Source organism: Macrococcus epidermidis, from assembly GCF_024205965.1.
GTDB lineage: Bacteria > Bacillota > Bacilli > Staphylococcales > Staphylococcaceae > Macrococcoides > Macrococcoides epidermidis.
The window spans coordinates 1,063,407-1,085,587 of sequence record NZ_CP073819.1; the positions used below are offsets into that span (position 1 = coordinate 1,063,407).

Consider the following 22,181-nt stretch of genomic DNA (forward strand, 5'->3'; position numbering starts at 1 on the left):
ATAAAAAGTTACGATTCCGCTATCTACATAAAGAAATGTTCTTCTATACCTTAAATATACCTTAAATATTTAGTATTTTTATCCAATTTTTTAATTTTAGTGGTAAATTTAAGTTGTACTCATAGAAAGGGTGTTGTATATGAAAGAAAAAATTATTATTAAAGATTATAAATTTATGCTGCTTTATTTGATACCATTTGCATTTTTTGATGCATGGGCAGAAATTGTCAGAGGGGATATGATAGTATTTATCCCAATTTTAATTTTTGTTGTAATTATGAATACGATAATTTATAGAAAGAAACTGAATTTTGGTTTCATAGCGCTTGGTGTATTTATGAGTTATCTCGTAAGTTTAGGCGTGAGCTATATTGCACCTGTTACAGTAAATGCTAGAAATGATAGCTATGCATTAATGCCACTTGGCGTAAATTTATATATTTTACTGTCTTCCATTGTATTTTTATTTATACATGCAATTTCTTATTTCGTGATGAAAGTGATCTATAACACGAGAAGGAAAGGTTATTATAAGAACTAACGGAGGTAAATATGGTAAGTAATATATTTTTTAAAGATGCCTATATGGATTTCTGGAAACGTGCTTTAGATTTCTCAGGCCGCTCATCACGTAAAGCATACTGGTTTCCGATGTTAGTGAATATCATTATTCTATTGTCAATATGGACAATTTGTACATATATAGATGGACAGTTAGGTATTGATCCAGAAGCGAGATTTAGTATAAGTAATATTGTATATAAAACACTTAGTTTCTTTTTCTCGATTGGTGTTTTAAGCGTTTCAGTTAGAAGATTGCATGACACAAATTTATCAGGAATTATTGCAATAGTACCTGGCGTACTCGTTATGACAATCGTTTTAATATCGATGTTATTAAATCAATTTGGAGTGGATACAGAAAGTATGATTAGTATTGCAATGCCCGTTTGCCTGATTGGTATTGTAATTATATATCTTGTGTTACTTCTTAGAGACGGAACACATGGACCAAATGAATATGGTGAAGACCCATTGAACAGGTAATAATAGCGGTATCACTTGATTTAAAATAGGGATACCGCTATTATTCGTTTGTTTTAGCGGAATCGGCACATAAAAAGTTGCGATACCGCTAAGTACATTGCATAAAGTCGGTACTTACCTTAAATTTACCTTAAACATCAAAATAATTAGCACTATTTAACAATAATAATGGTACATTTAACTCAAGAGGTGATGATATGAGATGGATGTTTATAATAATGATATTTATACTCTACATCAGTCTCACAACGCGTTTAAATATGATGACATTTAATCGTAGAAAAATGGATCGTAATATAAGTAAGGATACATATTTTAAGTTAAGCCTTGTTGTTAACGCTTTATGTATAACTATATTTACTATTTATAACATTTTTACAAAATAAAGAATAAGAGGTGCAATATCATGAAAAAATTACTTGCAGCAACAATTATTATGACGTCTTTAGTATCACCTGTAGTTATGAATCAATCAGCAGAAGCGGCAACGAAGTTAGAAAAGAAAACGATTTATCTACCTAAATTTAATAAGGCAACTTTTGATCAAATGAAAAAGGGAACTTACAAATATCATGGTGTGGGTTTAGGAATGACAAAAAAACAAGTTGAAGCACAAATAGGTAAAACGAGCATTACACAAGGACACCATGATAAAGACGATACTATGGGAACACATGTATTATCTGTATACGGAAAAAGTGAACGTTTATGGTTAAACTTTTATGATATAAACTATAAAACTAAATTTAATAATGCAAAGCTTGCAACTATGACTTTTATTGTTGAAGATAAAAATATTACTAAGAAAGCCTTTGAAAAATATACAGGTAAAGCTACTGGATATGAAGGTAGTATGAAATCTAATAAAAATATTGCAAGATATTATGGTAACTTAGGCGTCGTTTATTATAAAGATAAAGGTACTTGGAAAGTTGCTGAATATAGTATGCTAAGTCCTATGAATGAAATAGGTATGCACGAATATGGATATAAAGAAGGGCGTAAATTACCAGCTGGTGTGAAGTTACCTGAATGGATTACTGCAGACAATGGTGTTGAATATCAGTAAGGTATCGAAAGAAATTATGAGGTGATGATATGGACATTTTTTCAATGATATCAAGTTGGACTTTTGTTATTATTATTTCAACTCTAATGACTTATGAAGATAAGTAGGATAACGTGAAGCTTGCGAGTAAACGTAGTTATTGCTACATTGCAACTGATGCTATCATGAGAATAGCAATCTTATCAATCGTTATGAAATATACGATGGAAATTATGATTGATTTATTAAACTTATAAAATGAAATCGACAGCCCTTACTTGAAAGTAAGGGCTGTCGTGTATATTTGACACCTTGATATAATTACCATATACTAGTAGTACAATATATATGACACATTGGGGTGGGTGATTTGAATAAAGTAAGAGAAAATAGATTGGCATTAGGTCTTTCACAAAAAGATCTTGCACTAAAAGTTGAAGTATCCAGACAAACAATTAATCTGATAGAAAACGATAAGTACAATCCCACAATTCAATTATGCTTAAAGATTTGCTGGGCATTAAACAGTGATTTAAATACTTTATTTTGGGAGGATTATCATGCGTGATATATATAAGAAAGATGAACGTGAAATGCTTAATTACAATCAAGCTATGGCGAGCTCTTTTAAAATAACTTTCACCGTAATAGTTGGATGTTTATTGCTAAGTACTGTATTTGATACAATTAAAAGAGAGATTTCTTTAAGTTCGGTTTTATTATTACTGACATTACTAATTATTTCGATAGTGACATTAATTCAAGCCACAAAACATGATAGTAGAGATATCGCTGTATATAGTGAAGAAGAATATAAAGGGGCACTACGAAAAATAAAAAATACGATGATAATACTTTGCATTCCTACAACATTTATTTGTCATATTTTATTTAATATACTCCCGCAATTCTTTCAAAACAAATCAATTACGATTGACCCCTTAGCGTTAATTGATGATTTTGTTTTCATGACCATATTAGGAATTATCTTTTATTTTATTGAGAAACAAAGGATTAAGAAGGAGTACTAAATATTTTATATCTCTAGTATCCAAAGTAAAACCCAGATGCTAATCCTCATTATTTAGCATCTGGGTTTTTGTAGTCTATTTATTAAATTCTTCTGATTTTTTGTAGTATGCGATAGTAGAATAGATGAGCACTGATGTAATTCCAATCATTGCTAAATATTGATTTTCACCACTAGTAGCTTGATAGAAAGCCAGTAATAATAATAAGCCGCTTAACATATATATCATTACGATATATGTCTTTGATAGTGCATGTAACATCACAAGTCTTTCACCTTCATCTATATTGTTAATAAGCGTTGTCATGATTTGTCTATCTTCATAATCTAATTCGAATCCACTATTAGTGATTGAAGGAAAGGCTAATAATACAGTTCGATTATGTTTTGTGTATATTAGTACTAGAAACAAAAATATAACTACAATTATTGCATAATAAATTAAATATTGAGTTGAAGGCTTCAAAATAAAATCTGCTGTTGCTAAAGCAATTGCCAGAATAAGAATATTACTGGCATTTACAATATTTTTAGAAGATTTATTATATTGATTAAGTTGATAGATATATTGATCATCTTCACTTTTATTTTGTGGTTGAGACATAGCATTATATTGGTGCTTAGATTTTAAATATAATAAAACAGAGACAATCATTAACAATGGAACGATATATATCATAAAATTAATTTGATATTTATGCGTAAAGTAAGTTATAAAGTCATTTACTAAAGGGAGTCCACCTCCGATTATCCCACCGAATATAGCTCCGATTAATACTACATATAAGCTTCTTCCTAACTTTTTATCTTTTTTCACAGCTCTTCCTCCTCAATTATAAATACATTTTCTACGGGTTCATCAAATATTCTAGCAATACGTACTGCGGTAAGAATAGAAGGCATGAAATCATCTCGCTCTATGAGAGAAATGGTTTGTCGAGATACTTTAGCGAGTTTAGCGAGTTGCGTCTGGTTATAGCCATCGCGTGCTCTTAGTTCTTTGAGTCTGTTTTTCATCTCTTAACTCCTTTCTGCATTCTTTATAAGTAGTGTAATGTATATTTATCATTTTGACAAGTATATAAGTCAAAATATATAATATGATAGTCAAACTGATAACAAACTTTAAGGTAACTTTAAGATTTACTGTTAACAATTTATGTTAAAGTATTTAGTGGGAGGTGTGAATATTGAAAAAAGATCTCGGTTTTTTTGAAGCTTATAAAATATATTGGAAGAAGACTTTCAAAATGAAAGGTAGAGCTCGAAGGCTAGAATATTGGTCTCCAGCAATTATCAATACTATTATTGCTATTATTTTAATGGTGATTGGAAGTTATATAGATGCAGCTAATGGTGTTGCTATAGATGATGAAGATAGTATGACTGAAATGTTCAATTATATTTGGGGCTTAATTAATTTTATTCCTTTATTTACAGTGACAGCACGTCGATTACAAGATATTAATATAAATGGTTGGTGGGCGTTGTTTCCCTATTTAGGTGTTGTAGCTATTGGAATTATTTTAGTCCTAATAGGTATGTTATTAAATTTTAGTAATTTTGAAATCGTAATTGTTATATGTATAATCTATTTCATTACAATAATCGTCTATTTCATATTTACATTAATTGAAGGAACCTCAGGTCCTAATAAATTTGGTGAAGATCCGAAGCGACAAATGTACTAAGTTGATTAGTTAAGTTAAATTTTACTATTGAAATGTCTTATAAATTTTGGCACATTTTTGTATTTATGTGCGTGGTATTGTATCATGAATGCAGGAGTGTGAAAAAATGAAAAAAGAATTAAGAGAATGGATTATATCGATTGGATTAGCATTAATTGCATTGTTTATTATCCGATCATTTTTCTTTGTACAATATCAAGTAAGTGGTGACTCAATGGCACCAACTTTTGAGGATAAAGATCGTGTCATCATTAACAAAATGGCAACATGGACAAATGGTCTTGATAGGGGAGACGTTATCGTATTTCATGCGAATGATAAGAGTGATTATATTAAACGTTTAGTGGGTCTTCCTGGTGACAAGGTAGAATATAAGGATGATCTATTATATGTTAATGGTAAGGTTGTAGAAGAGAATTATTTGCAGGCGAATCGTGAAATCAATGTTAACCCAATGCTAACTGAAAATTTCTCAGTGAAAACATTATCACATTCAGGCGGTAAAGATACTATTCCTGCTGGTAAATATTTAGTGCTTGGAGATAATCGCGAAATCAGTCTTGATAGTCGTAAACCTGAGCTTGGTTTAATCAATAGCAAGAATATAGTAGGTAAAGTTTCAGTACGTATCTGGCCATTCAAAGATTTTGAGACTGACTTTTACGAAGAAGATTTTGATAAGGTAAATCAATAGAAAAAGCCTATTCAGTAGCTTTACTGAATAGGCTTATTTTTTATGATTCTAGGAAGTTATGTGTAAATGTAGCAATTGCTGCACCTACTAATGGTGCTACGATAAAGATCCATAATGTTGATAAAGCATCTCCGCCAGTAAAGATTGCTGGTGCAATACTTCTTGCTGGATTCACTGATGTTCCTGTTAATGGAATACCGATTAAATGTACCATTGTTAATGTTAAACCGATTACAAGTACGGCTAAACTTGGTGCGATAAATTTAGTTTTTGTTACAGATAATACAACGAACACAAATACGAACGTAAGAATTACTTCTACTAAGAATGCGCCCTTATTGTTGATGTTATTTGGCACGTTAGCACCATAGATGAATTCAACTTTTTTAGTAAATGAGCTTAGAATCGCCCAGATTAATGATGTCGCAATAAACGCTCCGATAATTTGGAATACTGAATAGATTGCGAAGTCTTTGAAAGATAAACGCTTATCTAGAAACATTGCAAAAGATATTGCAGGATTTAAATGTCCTCCAGAAATATCACCGATTGCATATGCTGCTGCAATAACTGTTAAACCGAATGCGAATGCGATTCCGAAGATTCCTACGCTAGCGTCTGGATTTAAAGTAGCCATAACTGCTGTGCCAGTACCAAAGAATACGAGTACGAATGTACCTAGTAATTCAGATAAATATTTTTTCATTATAAAATTTCCTCCTAAAAATAGTGACAAGAACAATCATAATACAAATAATATGTATATGCAAGAGTAAAATTTCAATAAAAAAGAAGAATCATATATATGATTCTTCTTGAAAGTATAGTAATTGTTATTATAAACGAGCTCCACATACTGGCCATGGTTGAGATCCACGTTGGCTGTAAAGGATTTGTGCACGTTTCGTTTGCTCAGCAGCTGATGCTTGTGAAGGAACACCAGATCCTCCAACTGCACGCCATGTTTGAACGTCAAATTGATATAAACCGTGGTAAGTTCCAGAAGCATCTACGATACTTGGATTTCCACCAGATTCACATTGTGCTAAAGCTGACCAGTTAACTCCACCAGTGTTAGATACAGTAGCTGTTTGTTGAACAGGTGCTTTGTAAGTTTTTACTGCAGCAGGTTGTGCTACAGGAGCTTTATAAGCTGTTTGTTGAACAACTGGTTTAACAGCAGTTTGAGCAGCTGTTTTCGCAACTGGTGCACTTACTACTGATTGTACTTCAGCTTTAGGAGCTTCAACAGATGCAACTTCTACTGATTTATTAACTACAGTATCAGCAGCGCCAGTGTATTTATATTCCCAAGTCCAGTAGATACCATCTGATTTGAATTCATAAGAGAATCCATCTTTGCTGAATTCGTAGTGGTAAGGTCCTGCATGAACTGGTTTTTCGTTTAATGATGCAGATTCTGCTTTAGCTAATTCAGCTAATTGAGCGAAGTCTACAGTTTCTTTTTGAGTGTTTTCAGTTTCAGAAGCGTATGCTTGACCAGCAGTTGCTACCGACGTTGTACCTAATGCTAATGCTAATGATGATGTTAAAATTGCTTTTTTCATAATATATAAGTCCTCCATTAATTTACGTTTTGTTATTTTCGTTATCGATTGTCAAAGTTGACTGTCGATAATTATCTCTCTTTCGACATTAATAATGTAACATATAAAATCATTACATACGTTACAGTAAAATAACAATTCATTACAATGCCGAAATGTTTTTGTAATATAAAAAGCGAAGAATGCACTACAGAGCATCCTTCGCATGTAATAATTTAAATATTAAGCTGTAACCCAGTTTTGTGCACCGTACTCATTATATAATTTTACGGCAGCTGCATCTTGAACCGATTCCGGTGCTGAAGCTGGTGATTTACCTTTCCATTCTGCCGGAGCAACAGTATCCCATGTACTTTGTAAAAATTGATATTTACCTGCTGCACCTGAAGTAGGGTTGATCGCACGGATATTACCACCTGATTCGCGTTGTGCAATTAACTGTAAATGTGCATTGACACTTACATTTGATGTTGACGTTTGTGAAACAGGAGCTTTATAAGTGCTTTGTTGAACCGGTGCTTTTTGTTGAACTGGTGCTTGATAAGCTGTATGTTGAATTGGTGTATGTTCTTTAACATTGTCAAATTGTTGTACGGTTTTTGGTTGGGTAAATGTATGATTTACAACCGTGTCTGCTGCACCCGTGTATTTATATTCCCAAGTCCAGTAAATGCCATCTGATTCAAAGTTATAAGAATATCCATCTTTATTAAATGAATAATTGTATGCTCCAGCGTGTACTGGGCGTTCATTTAATGTTTCAGAATTGTTTCTTGCTAGGTTTGCAAGTTCATTGAAATCCACTTTAACAGCTTGTGTCGTTTCTGATGCTTGTGCTTCGTTTGAACCGTTTACTCCTGATAATCCTGTTACACCTAATGCTAATGCTAATGATGAAGTTAATAATGCTTTTTTCATAATATATAATCCTCCAGTAATTTAAAAATTTTATGTCTCTTGTCCAGCTATGTCGAAATTGATGTGTATTTCGACAAGAAGAAACGATTAAAAAATATATTTTTATAAGTTACAGATATAAGAATAATTTTTTATTCTGCATATAAACTGCAATATAAAGTTTATTTTCTGTAACGGTACATATTAGACCATATATATTCTTTGAGTTCAAAAATTTTGAGTAAGAAAAGGTTAATTCTATTCATATTGCTTACATTTTATGTAAAAAATATATAGTGTTTTTATTATCATTGATGATGATTAAATATAGGAGATGAAAGGGATGAAATATATATATATATTTTGCAACGAATATGTTTGTCAAAAAATGGTCACAAATAAAAATTTTTTATAAGAATCATATACTTCTGATTTATTTATCGCATTTTGCAAATAAAAATTGAGGTTTAATAACACTATATTAATTTGAGTTTCTTCTATTATAATTGTTGATTATTATTTGCTGCTGGTTTAATAAGAAGTATTTAATGAAATAAAATAAAAACAAAGGTCAAATAAAGTCAAAATAATGTTTGACCTTCTTTGACCAAATTGGTATAATAAGATTATCAAAGGAACATAATACCCTTTGTAGCCATACTTACAACTAAATAGGAGTGATTTTTATGAATAACGGAATTTTTGACAGTAACTTTGATAAAATGTTCAACAGCATGTTCAATGAATTAGGACAAGGTCAAGTGAAGCGCAAATTTTATATTAATGGGCATGAAGTAACACCTGAAGCAATTCAAAATATACAAAATAACCAATTTAATGATAATCAGACACAACAATTAAAACATCAAAATAACAATGTGCAGGGTGAGTTTTTATCAAAGATTGGTAGAAATTTAACTGAAGAAGCACGTAATGGAAAACTAGATCCAGTGATTGGACGTTCAAAAGAAATACGTAATACAGCAGAAGTATTAAGTAGAAGAATAAAGAATAATCCAATCTTAGTTGGTGAAGCAGGGGTGGGTAAGACTGCGATTGTCGAAGGTTTAGCTCAAGCTATTATTGGCGGAGATGTACCACAGGCAATTAAAGATAAAGAAATTATTTCAATAGATATTTCTGCGCTTGAAGCAGGGACACAATATCGTGGTGCTTTTGAAGAAAATGTTCAAAAGTTAATTAATGAAGTGAAAGCACATGATAATATCGTATTATTCTTAGATGAGATTCATCAAATGATCGGTAGCGGAGCAACAGGTGCTGATTCTGGTAGTAAAGGCTTATCTGATATTTTAAAACCAGCATTAAGCAGAGGAGATATTACAATCATCGGTGCTACTACTCAAGATGAGTATCGTAATAATATATTAAAAGATCCAGCTTTATCTCGTCGATTTAATGAAGTTGTCGTGAATGAGCCAACTGCAGAGGATACAATCGCAATATTGGAAGGTATAAAAGAACAATATGAACAACATCATGCAGTAGAAATACCCGATAATGTGATCAAAGCTTGTGTAGATTTATCGATTCAATATATCCCGCAAAGATTATTACCGGATAAAGCGATAGATTTACTGGATATCACTGCAGCACATGTTTCTTCTAATCATACAGTTGTTGATACTGTTCAATCAGAAAAACAAATCGACCAGCTTGAACAAGATAAATTAAAAGCAGTAGATAGAGAAGATTATGAACAGGCAAATGCACTACAAATGGAGATTAAATCAATAAAGGATAGTATAGAGGAAAGCGTCGAAACAAACACGTTAACAGTTGATGATGTAGCAGGCACAGTTGAGAGATTAACTGGAATTCCTGTTTCGCAGATGGATAGTAACGATCTTGAACGCCTGAAAAATATTAAAGATAGATTATCAGAAAAAATTATCGGTCAAGATGAAGCGGTACAAGCGGTGGCAAAAGCAATCCGTAGAAATCGTGCTGGATTTGACGAAGGTAACCGACCGATCGGTAGCTTCTTGTTTGTTGGTCCGACTGGCGTCGGTAAAACAGAACTCGCAAAACAGTTAGCTGTTGATTTATTTGGTCATAAAGAAGCATTAATTCGTCTGGACATGAGTGAATATAGTGATTTAACAGCTGTTTCTAAAATGATCGGTACTACTGCTGGTTACGTGGGATACGATGATAACTCAAATACATTAACAGAACGTGTTCGCCGTAATCCTTATTCAGTGATTCTGTTCGATGAAATTGAAAAAGCAAATCCACAAATATTAACATTGTTATTACAAGTATTAGATGATGGAAAATTGACTGATGGTCAAGGTAATGTAATCAACTTTAAAAACACGATTATCATTGCTACAAGTAATGCAGGATTTAGTTTGGACAGTAAGAAGTCGGAAGGCACTGACATTATGGCAATCATTAAAGATTATTTCAGACCTGAATTCTTAAATCGATTTAATGGTATTATAGAATTTAAACCTTTAAATAAAGCAAGTTTACTTCAAATTGTTGATCTTATGTTAGATGATGTTAAACGAACATTAGCTAAAAAGGAAATCACAATGACAATTACAGATGAAGCGAAAAACTGGTTAATTGATAATGGTTATGATGAACTGCTTGGTGCGAGACCGCTACGCCGTGTTGTTGAACAGCATGTTAGGGATAATATAACTGATTACTATTTAGAACATCCGGAAGTTAAAAATGTTCATTTAACGTTAAATAATGATAAAACAGATATTAAGGTAGCATAAAAAGTGCGGGTACAAAATGTACCCGCACTTTTTATTTGTCTTTATTAAAGAGATGAATTCAGTCATTTCCTGAGTACATACGTAGCCTCTTTTTAATGATATGCCTATTGGATAATAGTTATTTTCATCGGTTAAATGAAATATTTTAGTTGTCTGATATCTACTTCTTAACATCCTTTTCATTTATCACTGCAATGATAACAAATTCTTTTATTATTGTAGATTGCCAAAGTAAAGACATAATAATAAAGAAATCGTAAGACTAAATAGCCCTACGATTCATTTTCTCTGTAATCTTCTTTCATCTGCTGAATATATTTCACATCTGGTGTAACAACTACTGTCGATTGATCGGTATATGTGACAAATCCTGGTTTAGAACCATTTGGTTTATATACATAACGAATTTCTGTGTAATCCACAGGTATCTTAGATGATCCTTGTGCTTTCGAGAAATGTCCTGCTAAAAAGGCTGCATCTTCAATCGTACCATCAGTCGGTTGTGCATCTAATATAACGACATGACTGCCTGGAATATCTTTTGTATGGAACCAGAGATAATTATTTCTGCCCATCTTATGTGTGATATATTCATTTTGCAGATTATTTCTTCCAACTACAATTACTTGATTATCTCGCGATAAATAGTGATCGATTTCTTGTGTCTTCTTTTTCTTCTTATCATTCTTTTTATGTTTTTTCTTAATTAAATTTTGTTCAGCCAGCTCATTACGAATATCATCGATATCATCGAGCTCAATATGATTGAGCTGCATTTGAATGGTCTGGATATATTCAATTTCATCTTTTGTTTCTTCTATCTGAACGATAGCATGTTGTTTTCTCGTTTTAAGACGATTGTACTGCTTGTAATAATATTGCGCATTTTCAGCAGGCGATTTTCTTGGATTTAAAGGAATTGTTACTGTTTCATCGTTATAATAATTCACAGTTTCAAATGCTTCCATGCCTTGTTTTAGCATATACATATTACTTGTAATTAATTCACCGAATAAATTCATTTCATCCATTCGTTTTGTTTCTTCAAGTTCATTCACGAGTTTTGCCAGTTTCTTCTCGTTTTTCTGAAGTAAGCTGGTTAAGTGACGGGCAAGATCGTTCGTCTGGTTTCTTACGCGCTCACGTGTTGCACGGTCTTTATAAAAGTGATCTAACAATTCACTTAAACTATCGAAAGATTCTACATCTGTAATAAATGGTACAGGTTTATAATAGAAATCTTCTTTATCGTTTAATGTAAATGCAACTGGTCTGATAAACTGATCAGTCATAAAGTTTTTAAATGCAGCATCTATATCGTTATCTGAAGCTAACAGTGCATTGACGGCAACCGGACTGAACCCCTCTAGTGCTTTGAGTAATGCTTTTTTAATCGGCAGCTCTGGATTAAGTAAGTCACTGACTGTATTAATTTCGTGTGGATTATGTTTTTTTAATGTTGGCGGGAATTCATAACTAAAGCCTGGCATTAACGTTCTAGCACTGTTCGTATTTGGTGTTAAATGTTTTAAGCTATCGAGTATTTTTTTATTTTCATCAGTAAGAATAATGTTGCTATGTTTACCCATTATTTCAATATAAAGATGTCGTACGATACGATCACCAATTTCATTTGTGTTATTGATGATGATTTCTATAATTCGGTCATTTCCAATTTGATTGATGTTCGAGACAATGCCGCCTTCAATATGTTTACGTAATACACGTAAGAACATCGGTGGCTCGAACGGGTTATCAAAGTTACCAGTTGTTAATTGTAATCGTGCAAAGTTAGGATGTGCTGATATAAGAAGTTTCTGATTCTTTCTATTCGCACGGATGACGAGTATTACTGTATAATCATCAGGTTGTGTAATTTTATTAATACGTGCTGTTTCTAAAAATGATATTTCTTTAATCATTTGATGTGTAAATAAGCCATCAAAAGCCATATGCTCACCTCTTTTTTTCGTCCCTTTAGTGTATCATGAATTCATTCATCATCATATATTAGTGCACATTTATAATAGAAAACATAGCTGTTTAATATTATCATGTATTTTTCTTAAGTTTTATGATAAATTTAAATATAATCACTTTTAGATGAAAGGTCGTTATTATGGAGAAAGAAAAAGGGTTATTAATTGTTCTATCAGGTCCATCAGGTGTTGGTAAAGGTACAGTGCGTAAAGCAATATTCGATGATCCGGAAACTGATTTTGAGTATTCAATTTCTATGACTACACGCGGCCAACGCGTTGGAGAGGTTGATGGCGTAGATTACTTCTTTAAATCAAGAGAAGAATTTGAAGCATTGATAAAAGAAGATGCATTTATAGAATATGCAGAATATGTTGGTAATTATTACGGAACACCTGTACAATATGTTAGGGATACGATGGATGCAGGTAAAGATGTATTTTTAGAAATAGAAGTGCAGGGTGCACGTCAAGTACGTAAGAAATTTCCTGAAGCTTTATTTATCTTTTTGGCACCACCTACTTTAGAACATTTAGAACAGCGTTTAATCGGTCGTGGTACTGAATCACAAGAAGTGATACAAAACCGTATTAATGAAGCGCGTAAAGAAGTAGAAATGATGAATTTATATGATTATGTTGTCATCAATGATGAAGTAATGGAAGCAAAACAAAAGGTGCAGACCATCGTAGAAGCAGAACACTTAAAACGTGAACGCATAGAAGCGCGTTTTAGAAAAATGATATTGGAGGCAAAATAGATGTTAAATCCACCGTTAGATCAATTGAAGAAAAATGTAAATTCTAAATACTTAATCGTAACACTTGCAGCTAAACGTGCGCGTGAATTACAGGATAATCCAGAAGGTGCATTATTAGATGATTACATCTCATATAAACCAGTTGGCCGTTCTTTAGAAGAAATCGCAGCGCATAAAATTAGAATTACGAATGAATTACCAAATTAAAACTAAGTCTGACAAATTAATTTTTGTCAGTTTTTTTACTAGGAGGAAATCATGAAAATAATATTAGGTGTAACAGGTGGTATTGCGGCATATAAAGCGATTGACTTAACGAGCAAACTGACACAGGCTGGTCATGAAGTACGTGTGATTATGACGGAGGGTGCACTGGAATTCGTAACACCACTGGCATTTCAGGCACTGAGTCGAAATCCTGTGTATACGGATATCTTTAAAGAACATAATCCAGCTGAAATTCAACATATTAGTCTCACCGATTGGGCAGACTGTATGGTAATCGCACCGATTACCGCATCAACTATTGGTAAGATGGCACATGGTATCAGTGATAATATGCTTACTGCAACGTATTTAGCATATACTGGTCCTGTATATATTGCACCTGCGATGAACGCTAAAATGTACGATCATCCTGCAGTCATTGAAAATTTAAAGACATTACATCATAGAGGTGTCCAAATCATTGAACCAGGCGCAGGTTTTTTAGCCTGTGGTTATATTGCAAAAGGACGCATGAGTGAACCGATTGATATTATGAACATCATCACTACAAAACAGCAGATTAAACAAGTTGAACAGAATTTAACGGGTAAAAGTGTGCTGATTACAGCTGGACCTACCATTGAGAAAATAGATCCGGTGCGTTATTTAACAAATCGTTCTTCTGGCAAAATGGGGTACAGTTTAGCTGAAGCGGCAAGTGTACGCGGTGCGCATGTCACGTTAATTTCAATGGATTTACCACTAGATGTGCCACAAGGTGTAAATCATATCAAAATTGAAAGTGCTGAAGAAATGTTCAATGCAGTAAAAGATAACATGGAAGAAGCGGATATTATTATCAAAGCAGCCGCAGTTGCAGACTATACGCCTGTTGAAGTGTATGATCAGAAGCTTAAGAAAAAAGACGGTGATTTAACGATTACATTTAAACGTACACAGGACATTCTAATGTATATCGGGACACATAAAACGCATCAATATGTTATCGGATTTGCAGCTGAAACCGAACAGGTTGAAAAGTATGCACGCGGCAAACTCGTTAAGAAAAATGCTGATGTCATTATTGCAAATAACGTTGGTGACAAAACGATTGGTTTCAAGTCAGATGATAATGCAGTAACGATGTATTTTAAAGATGGAAGTGAAGCTTTAATTGAAAAACAGCCGAAATTAGGTGTTGCTCACGAAATATTAACACAAGTGATAAAGAAGGGATTTAATTGATCGCAAAAGTTATTGTAGATGTGAATAGCAAACGGGTCGACAGATTATTTGATTATTTAATTCCCGATCATCTAGAAACACAAATAATACCTGGCATGCGCGTCGTCGTTCCCTTTGGGCCACGGAAAGTCCAAGGGTATGTGATTGCATTAAGTGAGACAGCTGAATTTGATAAATTAAAACCGATCATCAGTGTACAGGATTATGTACCAGAATTGACACAGGAACTGATTGAGTTGAGTGAATGGATGAGCTATACACATGTTTCAAAACGCATTGCAGTACTTGATGCCATGCTGCCTGCAGCTTTAAAAGGAAAGTATAAGAAGATATTACGTATCGTAAATGACGAGGATATACCGCAAGATTTAATAAAATATTTTAACAATGATCAATTATATTTAGAGCGTGCACAAGAATTAGAAATGATGTCGATACTTACCCCATTTATTAAAAACGGAAATATCGTAGAAGATATTGAAGTGACACAGAAAAATAAGGTGAAGAAATTACTCGGAGTAAGATTAGTTGAAGGCATTGATTATGCGTCTTTAGCAAAAAATGATAAGCAGCTTGCAGCATGTGAGGAAGTGTTGTCGAACCGTGAAGGATTAACATTTGTTGCATTAGAAGCACGAGGTATCTCAAAAGGGGTATGTAATACACTGATAAAGAACGGTGTGTTCGAAAAAGTCGAACTAGAACAAATGCGAGATCCATTTGCACATAAAGTATTTTTTGAAGATGATAAGAAACAACTGCTTCCTGAACAGCAAATTGCGTATAACGTAATTCACGAAGCTTATGAAAATAAAAAAGCTGAGACATTTTTACTACATGGTGTTACAGGGTCAGGTAAGACAGAAGTATATTTACAGCTCATTAGCGATGTTTTAGACAATAATCAGCAGGCGATTGTGCTTGTCCCTGAAATTGCATTGACACCTCAAATGGTTGACCGTTTTAAATCACGATTTGGTGATGAAGTGGCAGTATTACATTCGGGACTATCAAGCGGTGAACGATATGATGAGTGGCGTAAAATTAAGAACCAGACTGCAAGTGTATCAGTTGGTGCGCGAAGTAGTATATTCGCACCATTCAAAGATATCGGTATCATCATCATCGACGAAGAACATGAAACGACTTATAAACAAGAAGATTATCCAAGATATCATGCACGAGAGATAGCAGAATGGCGTGCGCAATATCATCAATGCCCACTCGTATTAGGAAGTGCGACACCATCACTGGAAAGTTATGCAAGAGCTGAAAAGGGCGTCTATACGAAGCTTGAAATGTTAACGCGTGCAAATCAGCAGGCGATGCCTGAAATGTATATTGCCAATATGCGTGATGAACTGGCAAATGGCAATCGATCGATGTTCTCTGAAATTTTGAAAGAAAAGATTCAGGAAAAAATCGATAAAGATGAACAGGTCGTACTATTTTTAAATCGACGAGGACATGCACAATTTATGTTATGCCGTGATTGTGGTCATGTACCGATGTGTCCAAACTGTGATATCAGTCTGACATATCATAAGTTTACCGATGAACTTAAATGTCACTATTGTGGATATAAAGAACCTCCAGTAAACGTATGTCCAAGCTGTGGCAGTGACCATATCCGTGAGATGGGTGTTGGGACACAAAAAGTTGAAGAAATTATTTATGAGACATTTCGTGATGCGAAAGTTATCCGCATGGATAATGACACGACAAGAAAGAAAGGATCTCATGAAAAACTGCTTGAGCAGTTTAAGCGAAAAGAAGCGAATATATTACTTGGTACCCAGATGATTGCGAAAGGCTTAGACTTTCCGGATATTACACTCGTTGGAGTATTAAATGCAGACACGATGCTGAATCTACCCGATTTCCGTGCTAGCGAGAAAACGTATCAATTACTTACACAAGTATCCGGACGTGCAGGAAGAAGCACGAAAAGCGGTGAAGTCGTCATTCAGACATACAATCCGGAACATTATGCCATACAATATGCAGTAGCAAATAATTACCATGGATTTTATAAAGAAGAAATGGCGTATCGTAGACTAGGGAAGTATCCACCGTATTTTTATATGGTATACCTGAATTTTAGTCATCACGATTTAAGGAAAGTACTACTCGAAAGTAAACATATACATCAAATATTATTACAACATTTGACGCCGGGAAGTTATGTATTAGGGCCTGCACCAAGTCCGATTGCACGCATTAACAACCAGTACCGTTTCCAGATTATGATTAAGTTTAAGTCGGAACCGGAATTACTGAAAGCATTGAACTACCTTGATGATTATTATCATGAGCAGTTTGTGAAAGATAAGTTTACGCTGCATATAGATATTAATCCATATATGATGATGTGATTATATGGGCAAAATTGCTTGAAATATGTATTTATTACTTATAATAAGTATGATAATCGATAAAAAACAATAACTTCCCTATAGAAAGTGTTTGATTGCTGTATGAGTAAGGAAAAACGGGAATTAAAGAAGTACATATTAAATTATCATAAACAGATTGAAGATGTTGAAATTGATGATCATATGCTGGAGGATGATGGTTTCTTTAATTTAGTTGTTGTGAGTGATGTTGATTACAATGAAGCACTTGAACAAGTTACCAATATAGCAGATTCAAATACTATTAATGTGCTGATTGAAAAAGTACAAGAGGTTGCGACTGAAAGAGAAGAGGCTATATTCCTTTGTTTCTTGCAGGGTAAGGATATTGTAGAGATTAAGCGTATATTTATGATAGGTGAGGCAATGATTAATAAACATCTTGATAGAGTGATTGATAAAGTTATAGAGGGTAGCCATTAAGTTGGTTATCCTTTTTTAATGGTGATAAATGTTGATTTGGGTGATAGTCAGATAGCCAATGATTACCGGTAAAATAGTAGTTTACAGTGTGATAAGTCATTTCATATTCACTATTATGATTTGCCAATCATTTTCCATTCCATTAAGATTATAGTAATAAATGAATTCAATGGAGGGTTTTTAGTGAATAATGTATTTTTCAAATCTAAACTACTTATTTCATTAGCAATAATCGGGACATTATTTGGTATCCTCGGTGTCTTTCTAGCAATTTATAAAAGTGAGTATGCTATGATTCCAACTTTAATATGTGCATTAATACCTATACTTTTTATACACTACTATGATAGTGAAGAAAAAAAGTATTATAAAAATCATAAATAACCACATTGTATAAATAGCAATGTGGTTTTCTTATGCAAAAATTTAAAACACTTTTCACACAATCGCCCACAAAATAAAAGTTATCGTGCTTAAAATCGGAATGTCAGAACACTGTAATTTGCATAAATCATTGAAAAACAATCTTTATATCATTATGATGATTGTAATGGAAGATAATTCTATATGATATTACTTTGTGAAAGGGATGTTATTATGAATAATAAAAGCTACAAACTAAAAGAATTAGATGTAATTTTGATGGTAGTTTGTATGGGAATAGGTGCATTTCTAGGGTTATTAGCATATACACAAAACTGGTTAGGATAAACTTTTAATATCATAATCAAGTCCTTATACTTTGTGTAGGGATTTTATTTTGTCTTTAATTTATAGTCTTAACTACATTTTTTATTTGTACGCTTAAAATCGGAATGTCAGAGTAGTGAAACCTTAAATTTACCTTAAATTTCAATTATTTTTAACCACTTCTATTATGTTATATTACAATGTAATAAAGAATAGGTTAATTAGGAGGTTTCAATTTTGCTTAGAACAATTATTTTATCTTTATTAGCAGTTGTTTTATTTTTCCTTACAATGAAACAAGTAAATCAAAGTCATTTAGACACATGGTTTTTATTATATTTTTTAGTTTATGTTTCTATTACTCTTGTTTGGAATAATGAAAAAACTACAAAAAAACGACAACAAAACTACAATAGATAACATCCAATGAAATATAAAACTACAGATAGGGTGCTTTAAACCCTTGATAATACTGTATTTTGTATTTTATCGGATGTTATTTTTTTGCTATACGTGATACATATATGATGATGTGATGTGAATTGTAAAGTTGTGACGGAAACGGTAGTATTTGCAGAATACAACCGCTTCTGCAAAGAAAAAATTAAAATCACGGGAGTAAGCGGTAGTATTTCAAAAATACAGCCGCTTCCGCAAAGAAAAAATTAAAATCACGGGAGTAAACGGTAGTATTTCAAAAATACAGCCGCTTCTGCAAAGAAAAATTAAAATCACGGGAGTAAGCGGTAGTATTTCAAAAATACAGCCGCTTCCGCAAAGAAAAAATTAAAATCACGGGAGTAAGCGGTAGTATTTACAGAATACAGCCGCTTCCGCATCATAAAATCAAACCCACTCACCCCAACATTTTGTATATAACCGCAAAATGTAGTAAAATGACACTAAACACTCTCTTTAGCCAAAGTTAAAGAGAGTTTTATCATTCAAACGAATATATCGCAATCTTACGCAAAATAAAGTAAAATAGAATGATTGAATAAAAAAGGAGCAAGTCCATTGATTAAACCATTAATAGATAAAAATGATGCATTACTGCATAGAGAAGTGAAAGATGTAACGGCTTTTGACGATAGTCTAAAAGCTTTGATTCAGGATTTAGAAGATAGTTTATACCATTATAATGGTGTAGGTATTGCAGCACCTCAAATTGGTGTCGATTTAAAAGTTGCACTGGTTGATATGGAACAGGATGGTATTTTACAGCTCGTAAATCCAGAGATTACTTATTACTCGGAAGTTAAAGAGAGTGATGTTGAGGGTTGTTTATCGGTGCCGGATGTATTTGGTATGGTTGATCGTTCAACAGAAATTGTTGTAAAAGCAAATGATTTAGAAGGTAATGAAATTGAAATGACAGCATATGATGATATCGCGCGTATCATTCAACATGAAGTTGATCACCTGTACGGTACAATGTTTACTGATAAAGTAACGCGTTACGTATCTGAAGAAGAGCTGGAGGCGATGTATGATGAAGAAGCCTAATATTATTTTTATGGGAACACCTGACTTTTCAGCACCGATCTTAAAGGCTGTACACGAAGTATATGGTGTATCACATGTAATAACACAACCGGATAAACCTGTCGGACGTAAGAGAGTGCTTACGGCTCCCCCTGTAAAAGTTCAGGCAACAGAACTTGGGATCGCAGTTTATCAACCGGAAAAGATGACAAGTGATGAAGCTTATGAATATGTTCAAAACTTAAATCCAGATCTTATTATTACAGCAGCATACGGTCAATTGTTACCTGAGCGTGTGCTTGAAATTCCTCGACTTGGTTGTATAAATGTACATGCTTCATTGTTACCGAAATATCGTGGAGGTGCACCGATTCATAAAGCTATTATCAATGGTGAAAGAGAATCAGGTGTTACTATTATGTACATGGCTAAAAAACTAGATGCTGGTGATATGATTGCTCAAGTTGTTGTACCAATTGAACAAAATGATACAGTTGGCACATTACATGACAAATTAAGTACAGCAGGTACGAAATTGTTAATACAGACTTTACCGGATATATTTGCAGAAACAAATGACAGAATACCGCAAGATCACGACGCCGCAACGTTTGCTTCAAACGTCAGTCGAGAAGAAGAATTTGTTTCTTTTGATCGAACTAGTCAAGCCGTTCATGATCATATCCGTGGGTTAAGTCCATGGCCGGTAGGTTTTGCTAAACTTGATGGACAAAACATGAAACTCTGGATGTCTGAAATTGTGGAGGGTTCAGGACAACCGGGAGAAATAATAAGTACAGATAATAAAGGGATTAAAGTGGCGACAAACGACGGTGCAGTGTTGCTCACTGAAGTTCAACCTGCTGGCAAGAAACGAATGAATGCCGGTAGTTACGTTGCAGGATTAAAACAAACGATTGTGGGGCAGACATTTAATGGAGCATAAACGTAGTGTTAGATATATTGCCTTAGAAATTTTGGATCAGGTTTTAACGGATGGTGGCTATAGCAATTTGCTTATTAATGAAGCGATTAAAGAAGGTTATGTTGAACCTGTTGATAGAGCATTACTCACTGAACTTGTTTACGGGACTTTACAACATAAATTAACGCTTGAGTTTTACATTGAACCTTTTATAAAAGCAAATATTAAAGGTTGGATGCGTCGTTTACTATTAATGAGTGTTTATCAGGCTGTATATTTAGACAAAGTACCTGATCATGCGATTATTAATGAAGCGGTTGAAATCACAAAGCAACGTGGCTCAGTTAGTGGTGCCAATACAATGAATGCTATTTTGCGTAACTTCCAGCGTAGTGAATTACGCGATTTTGCTGAAATTAAAGATGACCTAAAGCGTTTAAGTATTGAAACAAGTACACCGCTTTGGTTAATTAAACATTGGAATACACATTTCGGTTACGATAAGACACGTGCGATGGCGGAAGAATTTCTGACGTATCCTGATACAACGGTACGTGTCAATACGACAAAAATTACGATCGATGAAGCTATTCAGCGTTTACAGAACGAAGGGTATGCAGTTGAACAATCTGAAATCATTCCTGAATGTTTATTGATAGATGGACCACCGATTGTTCAGAATCCATTATTTAAACATGGTTTCTTAAGTGTTCAGGATGCTTCAAGTATGCTTGTTGCGCATGTATTAGATCCAAAAGAAGGGGAAACAATTCTCGATACATGTAGTGCGCCAGGTGGTAAAGCTTGTCATATCGCTGAAAAGATGAACCGAACTGGTCGCGTTATCAGTCATGATGTTTATCCCCATAAAATTGATTTAATTAAATATAATATTAATCGTTTAAGTTTACGCAATATAGAACCTTCAGTTCATGATGCGCTCGAACCTTTTGAAGGAATGTATGATAGAGTCCTTGTCGACGCACCTTGCTCAGGCTTTGGTGTTATTAAACGTAAACCTGAGATTAAATATGAAAAGACACCTAAAGATATTGATACACTTTGGCCGATGCAATTAGAAATACTCACGAATGCCAGTAAAGTTGTAAAACCAGGTGGTCTCTTAGTATACTCAACATGTACGATAGAACAGATGGAAAATGACAACGTAGTCTACTCATTTATAAAACAGAACCCGGATTTCGAGATTGAACCGATAAAATTACCAGTATTAGGTGAACATAAACTATTGCAAATATTACCGCAAGATTTAAAGTCTGACGGATTCTTTATTGCAAAGTTAAGAAGGAAGAGTGAATAA

The 22,181-nt window shown here is 33.5% G+C and carries 25 protein-coding genes; 19 read left to right on the plus strand and 6 right to left on the minus strand.

Annotation, left to right across the window (positions count from 1 at the left end):
- The first annotated feature begins 139 nt into the window (after positions 1–139).
- The 6 genes from KFV12_RS05630 to KFV12_RS05650 all read left to right on the plus strand — a co-directional run bounded on the left by KFV12_RS05630 (position 140) and on the right by KFV12_RS05650 (position 3,126).
- Positions 140–541, plus strand: a complete 402-nt coding sequence (locus KFV12_RS05630; protein ID WP_254257518.1) for a hypothetical protein — start codon at positions 140–142, stop codon at positions 539–541.
- Positions 542–552: 11 nt separating this feature from the next.
- A complete protein-coding gene (locus tag KFV12_RS05635) occupies positions 553–1,047 on the plus strand; it encodes a DUF805 domain-containing protein (protein ID WP_254257519.1) in 495 nt (164 codons plus the stop codon).
- A gap of 406 nt (positions 1,048–1,453) precedes the next feature.
- Positions 1,454–2,116 carry a hypothetical protein gene (locus tag KFV12_RS05640; RefSeq protein WP_254257520.1) on the plus strand — a complete coding sequence of 221 codons (663 nt, stop codon included), beginning with the start codon at positions 1,454–1,456 and terminating at the stop codon, positions 2,114–2,116.
- 113 nt (positions 2,117–2,229) lie between these two features.
- Complete coding sequence (locus KFV12_RS13280) at positions 2,230–2,352, plus strand: hypothetical protein (RefSeq protein WP_302054732.1); 123 nt, start codon at positions 2,230–2,232, stop codon at positions 2,350–2,352.
- A 113-nt stretch (positions 2,353–2,465) separates the two neighbouring features.
- Positions 2,466–2,663 (plus strand): helix-turn-helix transcriptional regulator, encoded by a 198-nt coding sequence (locus KFV12_RS05645; protein ID WP_099577539.1) that lies wholly within the window; start codon positions 2,466–2,468, stop codon positions 2,661–2,663.
- Positions 2,656–3,126, plus strand: a complete 471-nt coding sequence (locus tag KFV12_RS05650; RefSeq protein ID WP_254257521.1) for a hypothetical protein — start codon at positions 2,656–2,658, stop codon at positions 3,124–3,126. Before KFV12_RS05645 ends, KFV12_RS05650 begins: the two co-directional genes overlap by 8 nt.
- A gap of 75 nt (positions 3,127–3,201) precedes the next feature.
- Here KFV12_RS05650 and KFV12_RS05655 read toward each other — a convergent pair whose 3' ends face one another.
- Entirely contained in the window at positions 3,202–3,942 is a 741-nt protein-coding gene (locus KFV12_RS05655; protein ID WP_111714578.1) for a DUF3169 family protein, read from the minus strand.
- Positions 3,939–4,142, minus strand: coding sequence for a helix-turn-helix transcriptional regulator (locus KFV12_RS05660; RefSeq protein WP_111714579.1), 204 nt, complete (start codon positions 4,140–4,142; stop codon positions 3,939–3,941). Before KFV12_RS05660 ends, KFV12_RS05655 begins: the two co-directional genes overlap by 4 nt.
- Positions 4,143–4,315: 173 nt before the next feature.
- Here KFV12_RS05660 and KFV12_RS05665 point away from each other — a divergent pair, with 173 nt between their 5' ends.
- Both KFV12_RS05665 and lepB read left to right on the plus strand, forming a co-directional pair.
- Positions 4,316–4,816, plus strand: coding sequence for a DUF805 domain-containing protein (locus KFV12_RS05665; RefSeq protein ID WP_254257522.1), 501 nt, complete (start codon positions 4,316–4,318; stop codon positions 4,814–4,816).
- A 106-nt stretch (positions 4,817–4,922) separates the two neighbouring features.
- Positions 4,923–5,510: a signal peptidase I gene (gene lepB, locus KFV12_RS05670; protein WP_254257523.1), complete on the plus strand. Its 588-nt coding sequence runs from the start codon at positions 4,923–4,925 to the stop codon at positions 5,508–5,510.
- 40 nt (positions 5,511–5,550) lie between these two features.
- Here lepB and KFV12_RS05675 read toward each other — a convergent pair whose 3' ends face one another.
- From KFV12_RS05675 to KFV12_RS05685, 3 genes are all read right to left on the minus strand, one after another.
- The gene (locus tag KFV12_RS05675) at positions 5,551–6,219 is read right to left on the minus strand and encodes an MIP/aquaporin family protein (protein WP_254257629.1); all 669 of its coding nucleotides are present in this window, start codon (positions 6,217–6,219) and stop codon (positions 5,551–5,553) included.
- Positions 6,220–6,346: 127 nt separating this feature from the next.
- On the minus strand, positions 6,347–7,078 hold the full coding sequence (locus KFV12_RS13285; protein WP_275439902.1) for a transglycosylase family protein: 732 nt from the start codon (positions 7,076–7,078) through the stop codon (positions 6,347–6,349).
- Between the two features lie 222 nt (positions 7,079–7,300).
- Positions 7,301–7,996, minus strand: coding sequence for a transglycosylase family protein (locus KFV12_RS05685; protein ID WP_111714584.1), 696 nt, complete (start codon positions 7,994–7,996; stop codon positions 7,301–7,303).
- A 665-nt stretch (positions 7,997–8,661) separates the two neighbouring features.
- Here KFV12_RS05685 and KFV12_RS05690 point away from each other — a divergent pair.
- Complete coding sequence (locus KFV12_RS05690) at positions 8,662–10,731, plus strand: ATP-dependent Clp protease ATP-binding subunit (RefSeq protein WP_254257524.1); 2,070 nt, start codon at positions 8,662–8,664, stop codon at positions 10,729–10,731.
- 272 nt (positions 10,732–11,003) lie between these two features.
- On the opposite strand, the gene KFV12_RS05695 is transcribed toward KFV12_RS05690, so the two are convergent.
- Positions 11,004–12,683 carry an Rqc2 family fibronectin-binding protein gene (locus KFV12_RS05695; protein WP_254257525.1) on the minus strand — a complete coding sequence of 560 codons (1,680 nt, stop codon included), beginning with the start codon at positions 12,681–12,683 and terminating at the stop codon, positions 11,004–11,006.
- 167 nt (positions 12,684–12,850) lie between these two features.
- Between KFV12_RS05695 and gmk the strand changes: the two genes are divergently transcribed.
- The 10 genes from gmk (at position 12,851) to rsmB (ending at position 22,181) form a co-directional block, all read left to right on the plus strand.
- Positions 12,851–13,471: a guanylate kinase gene (gene gmk, locus KFV12_RS05700; protein WP_111714587.1), complete on the plus strand. Its 621-nt coding sequence runs from the start codon at positions 12,851–12,853 to the stop codon at positions 13,469–13,471.
- Positions 13,472–13,678: a DNA-directed RNA polymerase subunit omega gene (rpoZ, locus tag KFV12_RS05705; RefSeq protein WP_099577587.1), complete on the plus strand. Its 207-nt coding sequence runs from the start codon at positions 13,472–13,474 to the stop codon at positions 13,676–13,678.
- 48 nt (positions 13,679–13,726) lie between these two features.
- Positions 13,727–14,923 carry a bifunctional phosphopantothenoylcysteine decarboxylase/phosphopantothenate--cysteine ligase CoaBC gene (gene coaBC, locus KFV12_RS05710; protein ID WP_254257630.1) on the plus strand — a complete coding sequence of 399 codons (1,197 nt, stop codon included), beginning with the start codon at positions 13,727–13,729 and terminating at the stop codon, positions 14,921–14,923.
- The gene (priA, locus tag KFV12_RS05715; protein ID WP_254257526.1) at positions 14,920–17,298 is read left to right on the plus strand and encodes a primosomal protein N'; all 2,379 of its coding nucleotides are present in this window, start codon (positions 14,920–14,922) and stop codon (positions 17,296–17,298) included. Before coaBC ends, priA begins: the two co-directional genes overlap by 4 nt.
- A gap of 102 nt (positions 17,299–17,400) precedes the next feature.
- Positions 17,401–17,760, plus strand: coding sequence for a hypothetical protein (locus KFV12_RS05720; RefSeq protein WP_254257527.1), 360 nt, complete (start codon positions 17,401–17,403; stop codon positions 17,758–17,760).
- Positions 17,761–17,943: 183 nt separating this feature from the next.
- A complete protein-coding gene (locus KFV12_RS05725; protein ID WP_254257528.1) occupies positions 17,944–18,144 on the plus strand; it encodes a hypothetical protein in 201 nt (66 codons plus the stop codon).
- Positions 18,145–18,687: 543 nt separating this feature from the next.
- On the plus strand, positions 18,688–18,870 hold the full coding sequence (locus KFV12_RS05730; protein WP_254257529.1) for a hypothetical protein: 183 nt from the start codon (positions 18,688–18,690) through the stop codon (positions 18,868–18,870).
- A 597-nt stretch (positions 18,871–19,467) separates the two neighbouring features.
- A complete protein-coding gene (def, locus tag KFV12_RS05735; protein WP_239242608.1) occupies positions 19,468–19,956 on the plus strand; it encodes a peptide deformylase in 489 nt (162 codons plus the stop codon).
- Positions 19,943–20,881: a methionyl-tRNA formyltransferase gene (fmt, locus tag KFV12_RS05740; RefSeq protein WP_254257631.1), complete on the plus strand. Its 939-nt coding sequence runs from the start codon at positions 19,943–19,945 to the stop codon at positions 20,879–20,881. Before def ends, fmt begins: the two co-directional genes overlap by 14 nt.
- Positions 20,871–22,181, plus strand: a complete 1,311-nt coding sequence (gene rsmB / locus KFV12_RS05745) for a 16S rRNA (cytosine(967)-C(5))-methyltransferase RsmB (protein WP_254257530.1) — start codon at positions 20,871–20,873, stop codon at positions 22,179–22,181. The genes fmt and rsmB overlap by 11 nt, the downstream gene beginning before the upstream one ends.

Coding starts and splice junctions, on each gene's coding strand:
- KFV12_RS05630 (WP_254257518.1), top strand. CDS start 140: ATGAAAGAAAAAATTATTATTAAAGATTATAAATTTATGCTGCTTTAT.
- KFV12_RS05635 (WP_254257519.1), top strand. CDS start 553: ATGGTAAGTAATATATTTTTTAAAGATGCCTATATGGATTTCTGGAAA.
- KFV12_RS05640 (WP_254257520.1), top strand. CDS start 1,454: ATGAAAAAATTACTTGCAGCAACAATTATTATGACGTCTTTAGTATCA.
- KFV12_RS05650 (WP_254257521.1), top strand. CDS start 2,656: ATGCGTGATATATATAAGAAAGATGAACGTGAAATGCTTAATTACAAT.
- KFV12_RS05660 (WP_111714579.1), bottom strand. CDS start 4,142: ATGAAAAACAGACTCAAAGAACTAAGAGCACGCGATGGCTATAACCAG.
- lepB (WP_254257523.1), top strand. CDS start 4,923: ATGAAAAAAGAATTAAGAGAATGGATTATATCGATTGGATTAGCATTA.
- KFV12_RS13285 (WP_275439902.1), bottom strand. CDS start 7,078: ATGAAAAAAGCAATTTTAACATCATCATTAGCATTAGCATTAGGTACA.
- KFV12_RS05685 (WP_111714584.1), bottom strand. CDS start 7,996: ATGAAAAAAGCATTATTAACTTCATCATTAGCATTAGCATTAGGTGTA.
- KFV12_RS05690 (WP_254257524.1), top strand. CDS start 8,662: ATGAATAACGGAATTTTTGACAGTAACTTTGATAAAATGTTCAACAGC.
- KFV12_RS05695 (WP_254257525.1), bottom strand. CDS start 12,683: ATGGCTTTTGATGGCTTATTTACACATCAAATGATTAAAGAAATATCA.
- gmk (WP_111714587.1), top strand. CDS start 12,851: ATGGAGAAAGAAAAAGGGTTATTAATTGTTCTATCAGGTCCATCAGGT.
- rpoZ (WP_099577587.1), top strand. CDS start 13,472: ATGTTAAATCCACCGTTAGATCAATTGAAGAAAAATGTAAATTCTAAA.
- KFV12_RS05720 (WP_254257527.1), top strand. CDS start 17,401: ATGAGTAAGGAAAAACGGGAATTAAAGAAGTACATATTAAATTATCAT.
- fmt (WP_254257631.1), top strand. CDS start 19,943: ATGAAGAAGCCTAATATTATTTTTATGGGAACACCTGACTTTTCAGCA.
- rsmB (WP_254257530.1), top strand. CDS start 20,871: ATGGAGCATAAACGTAGTGTTAGATATATTGCCTTAGAAATTTTGGAT.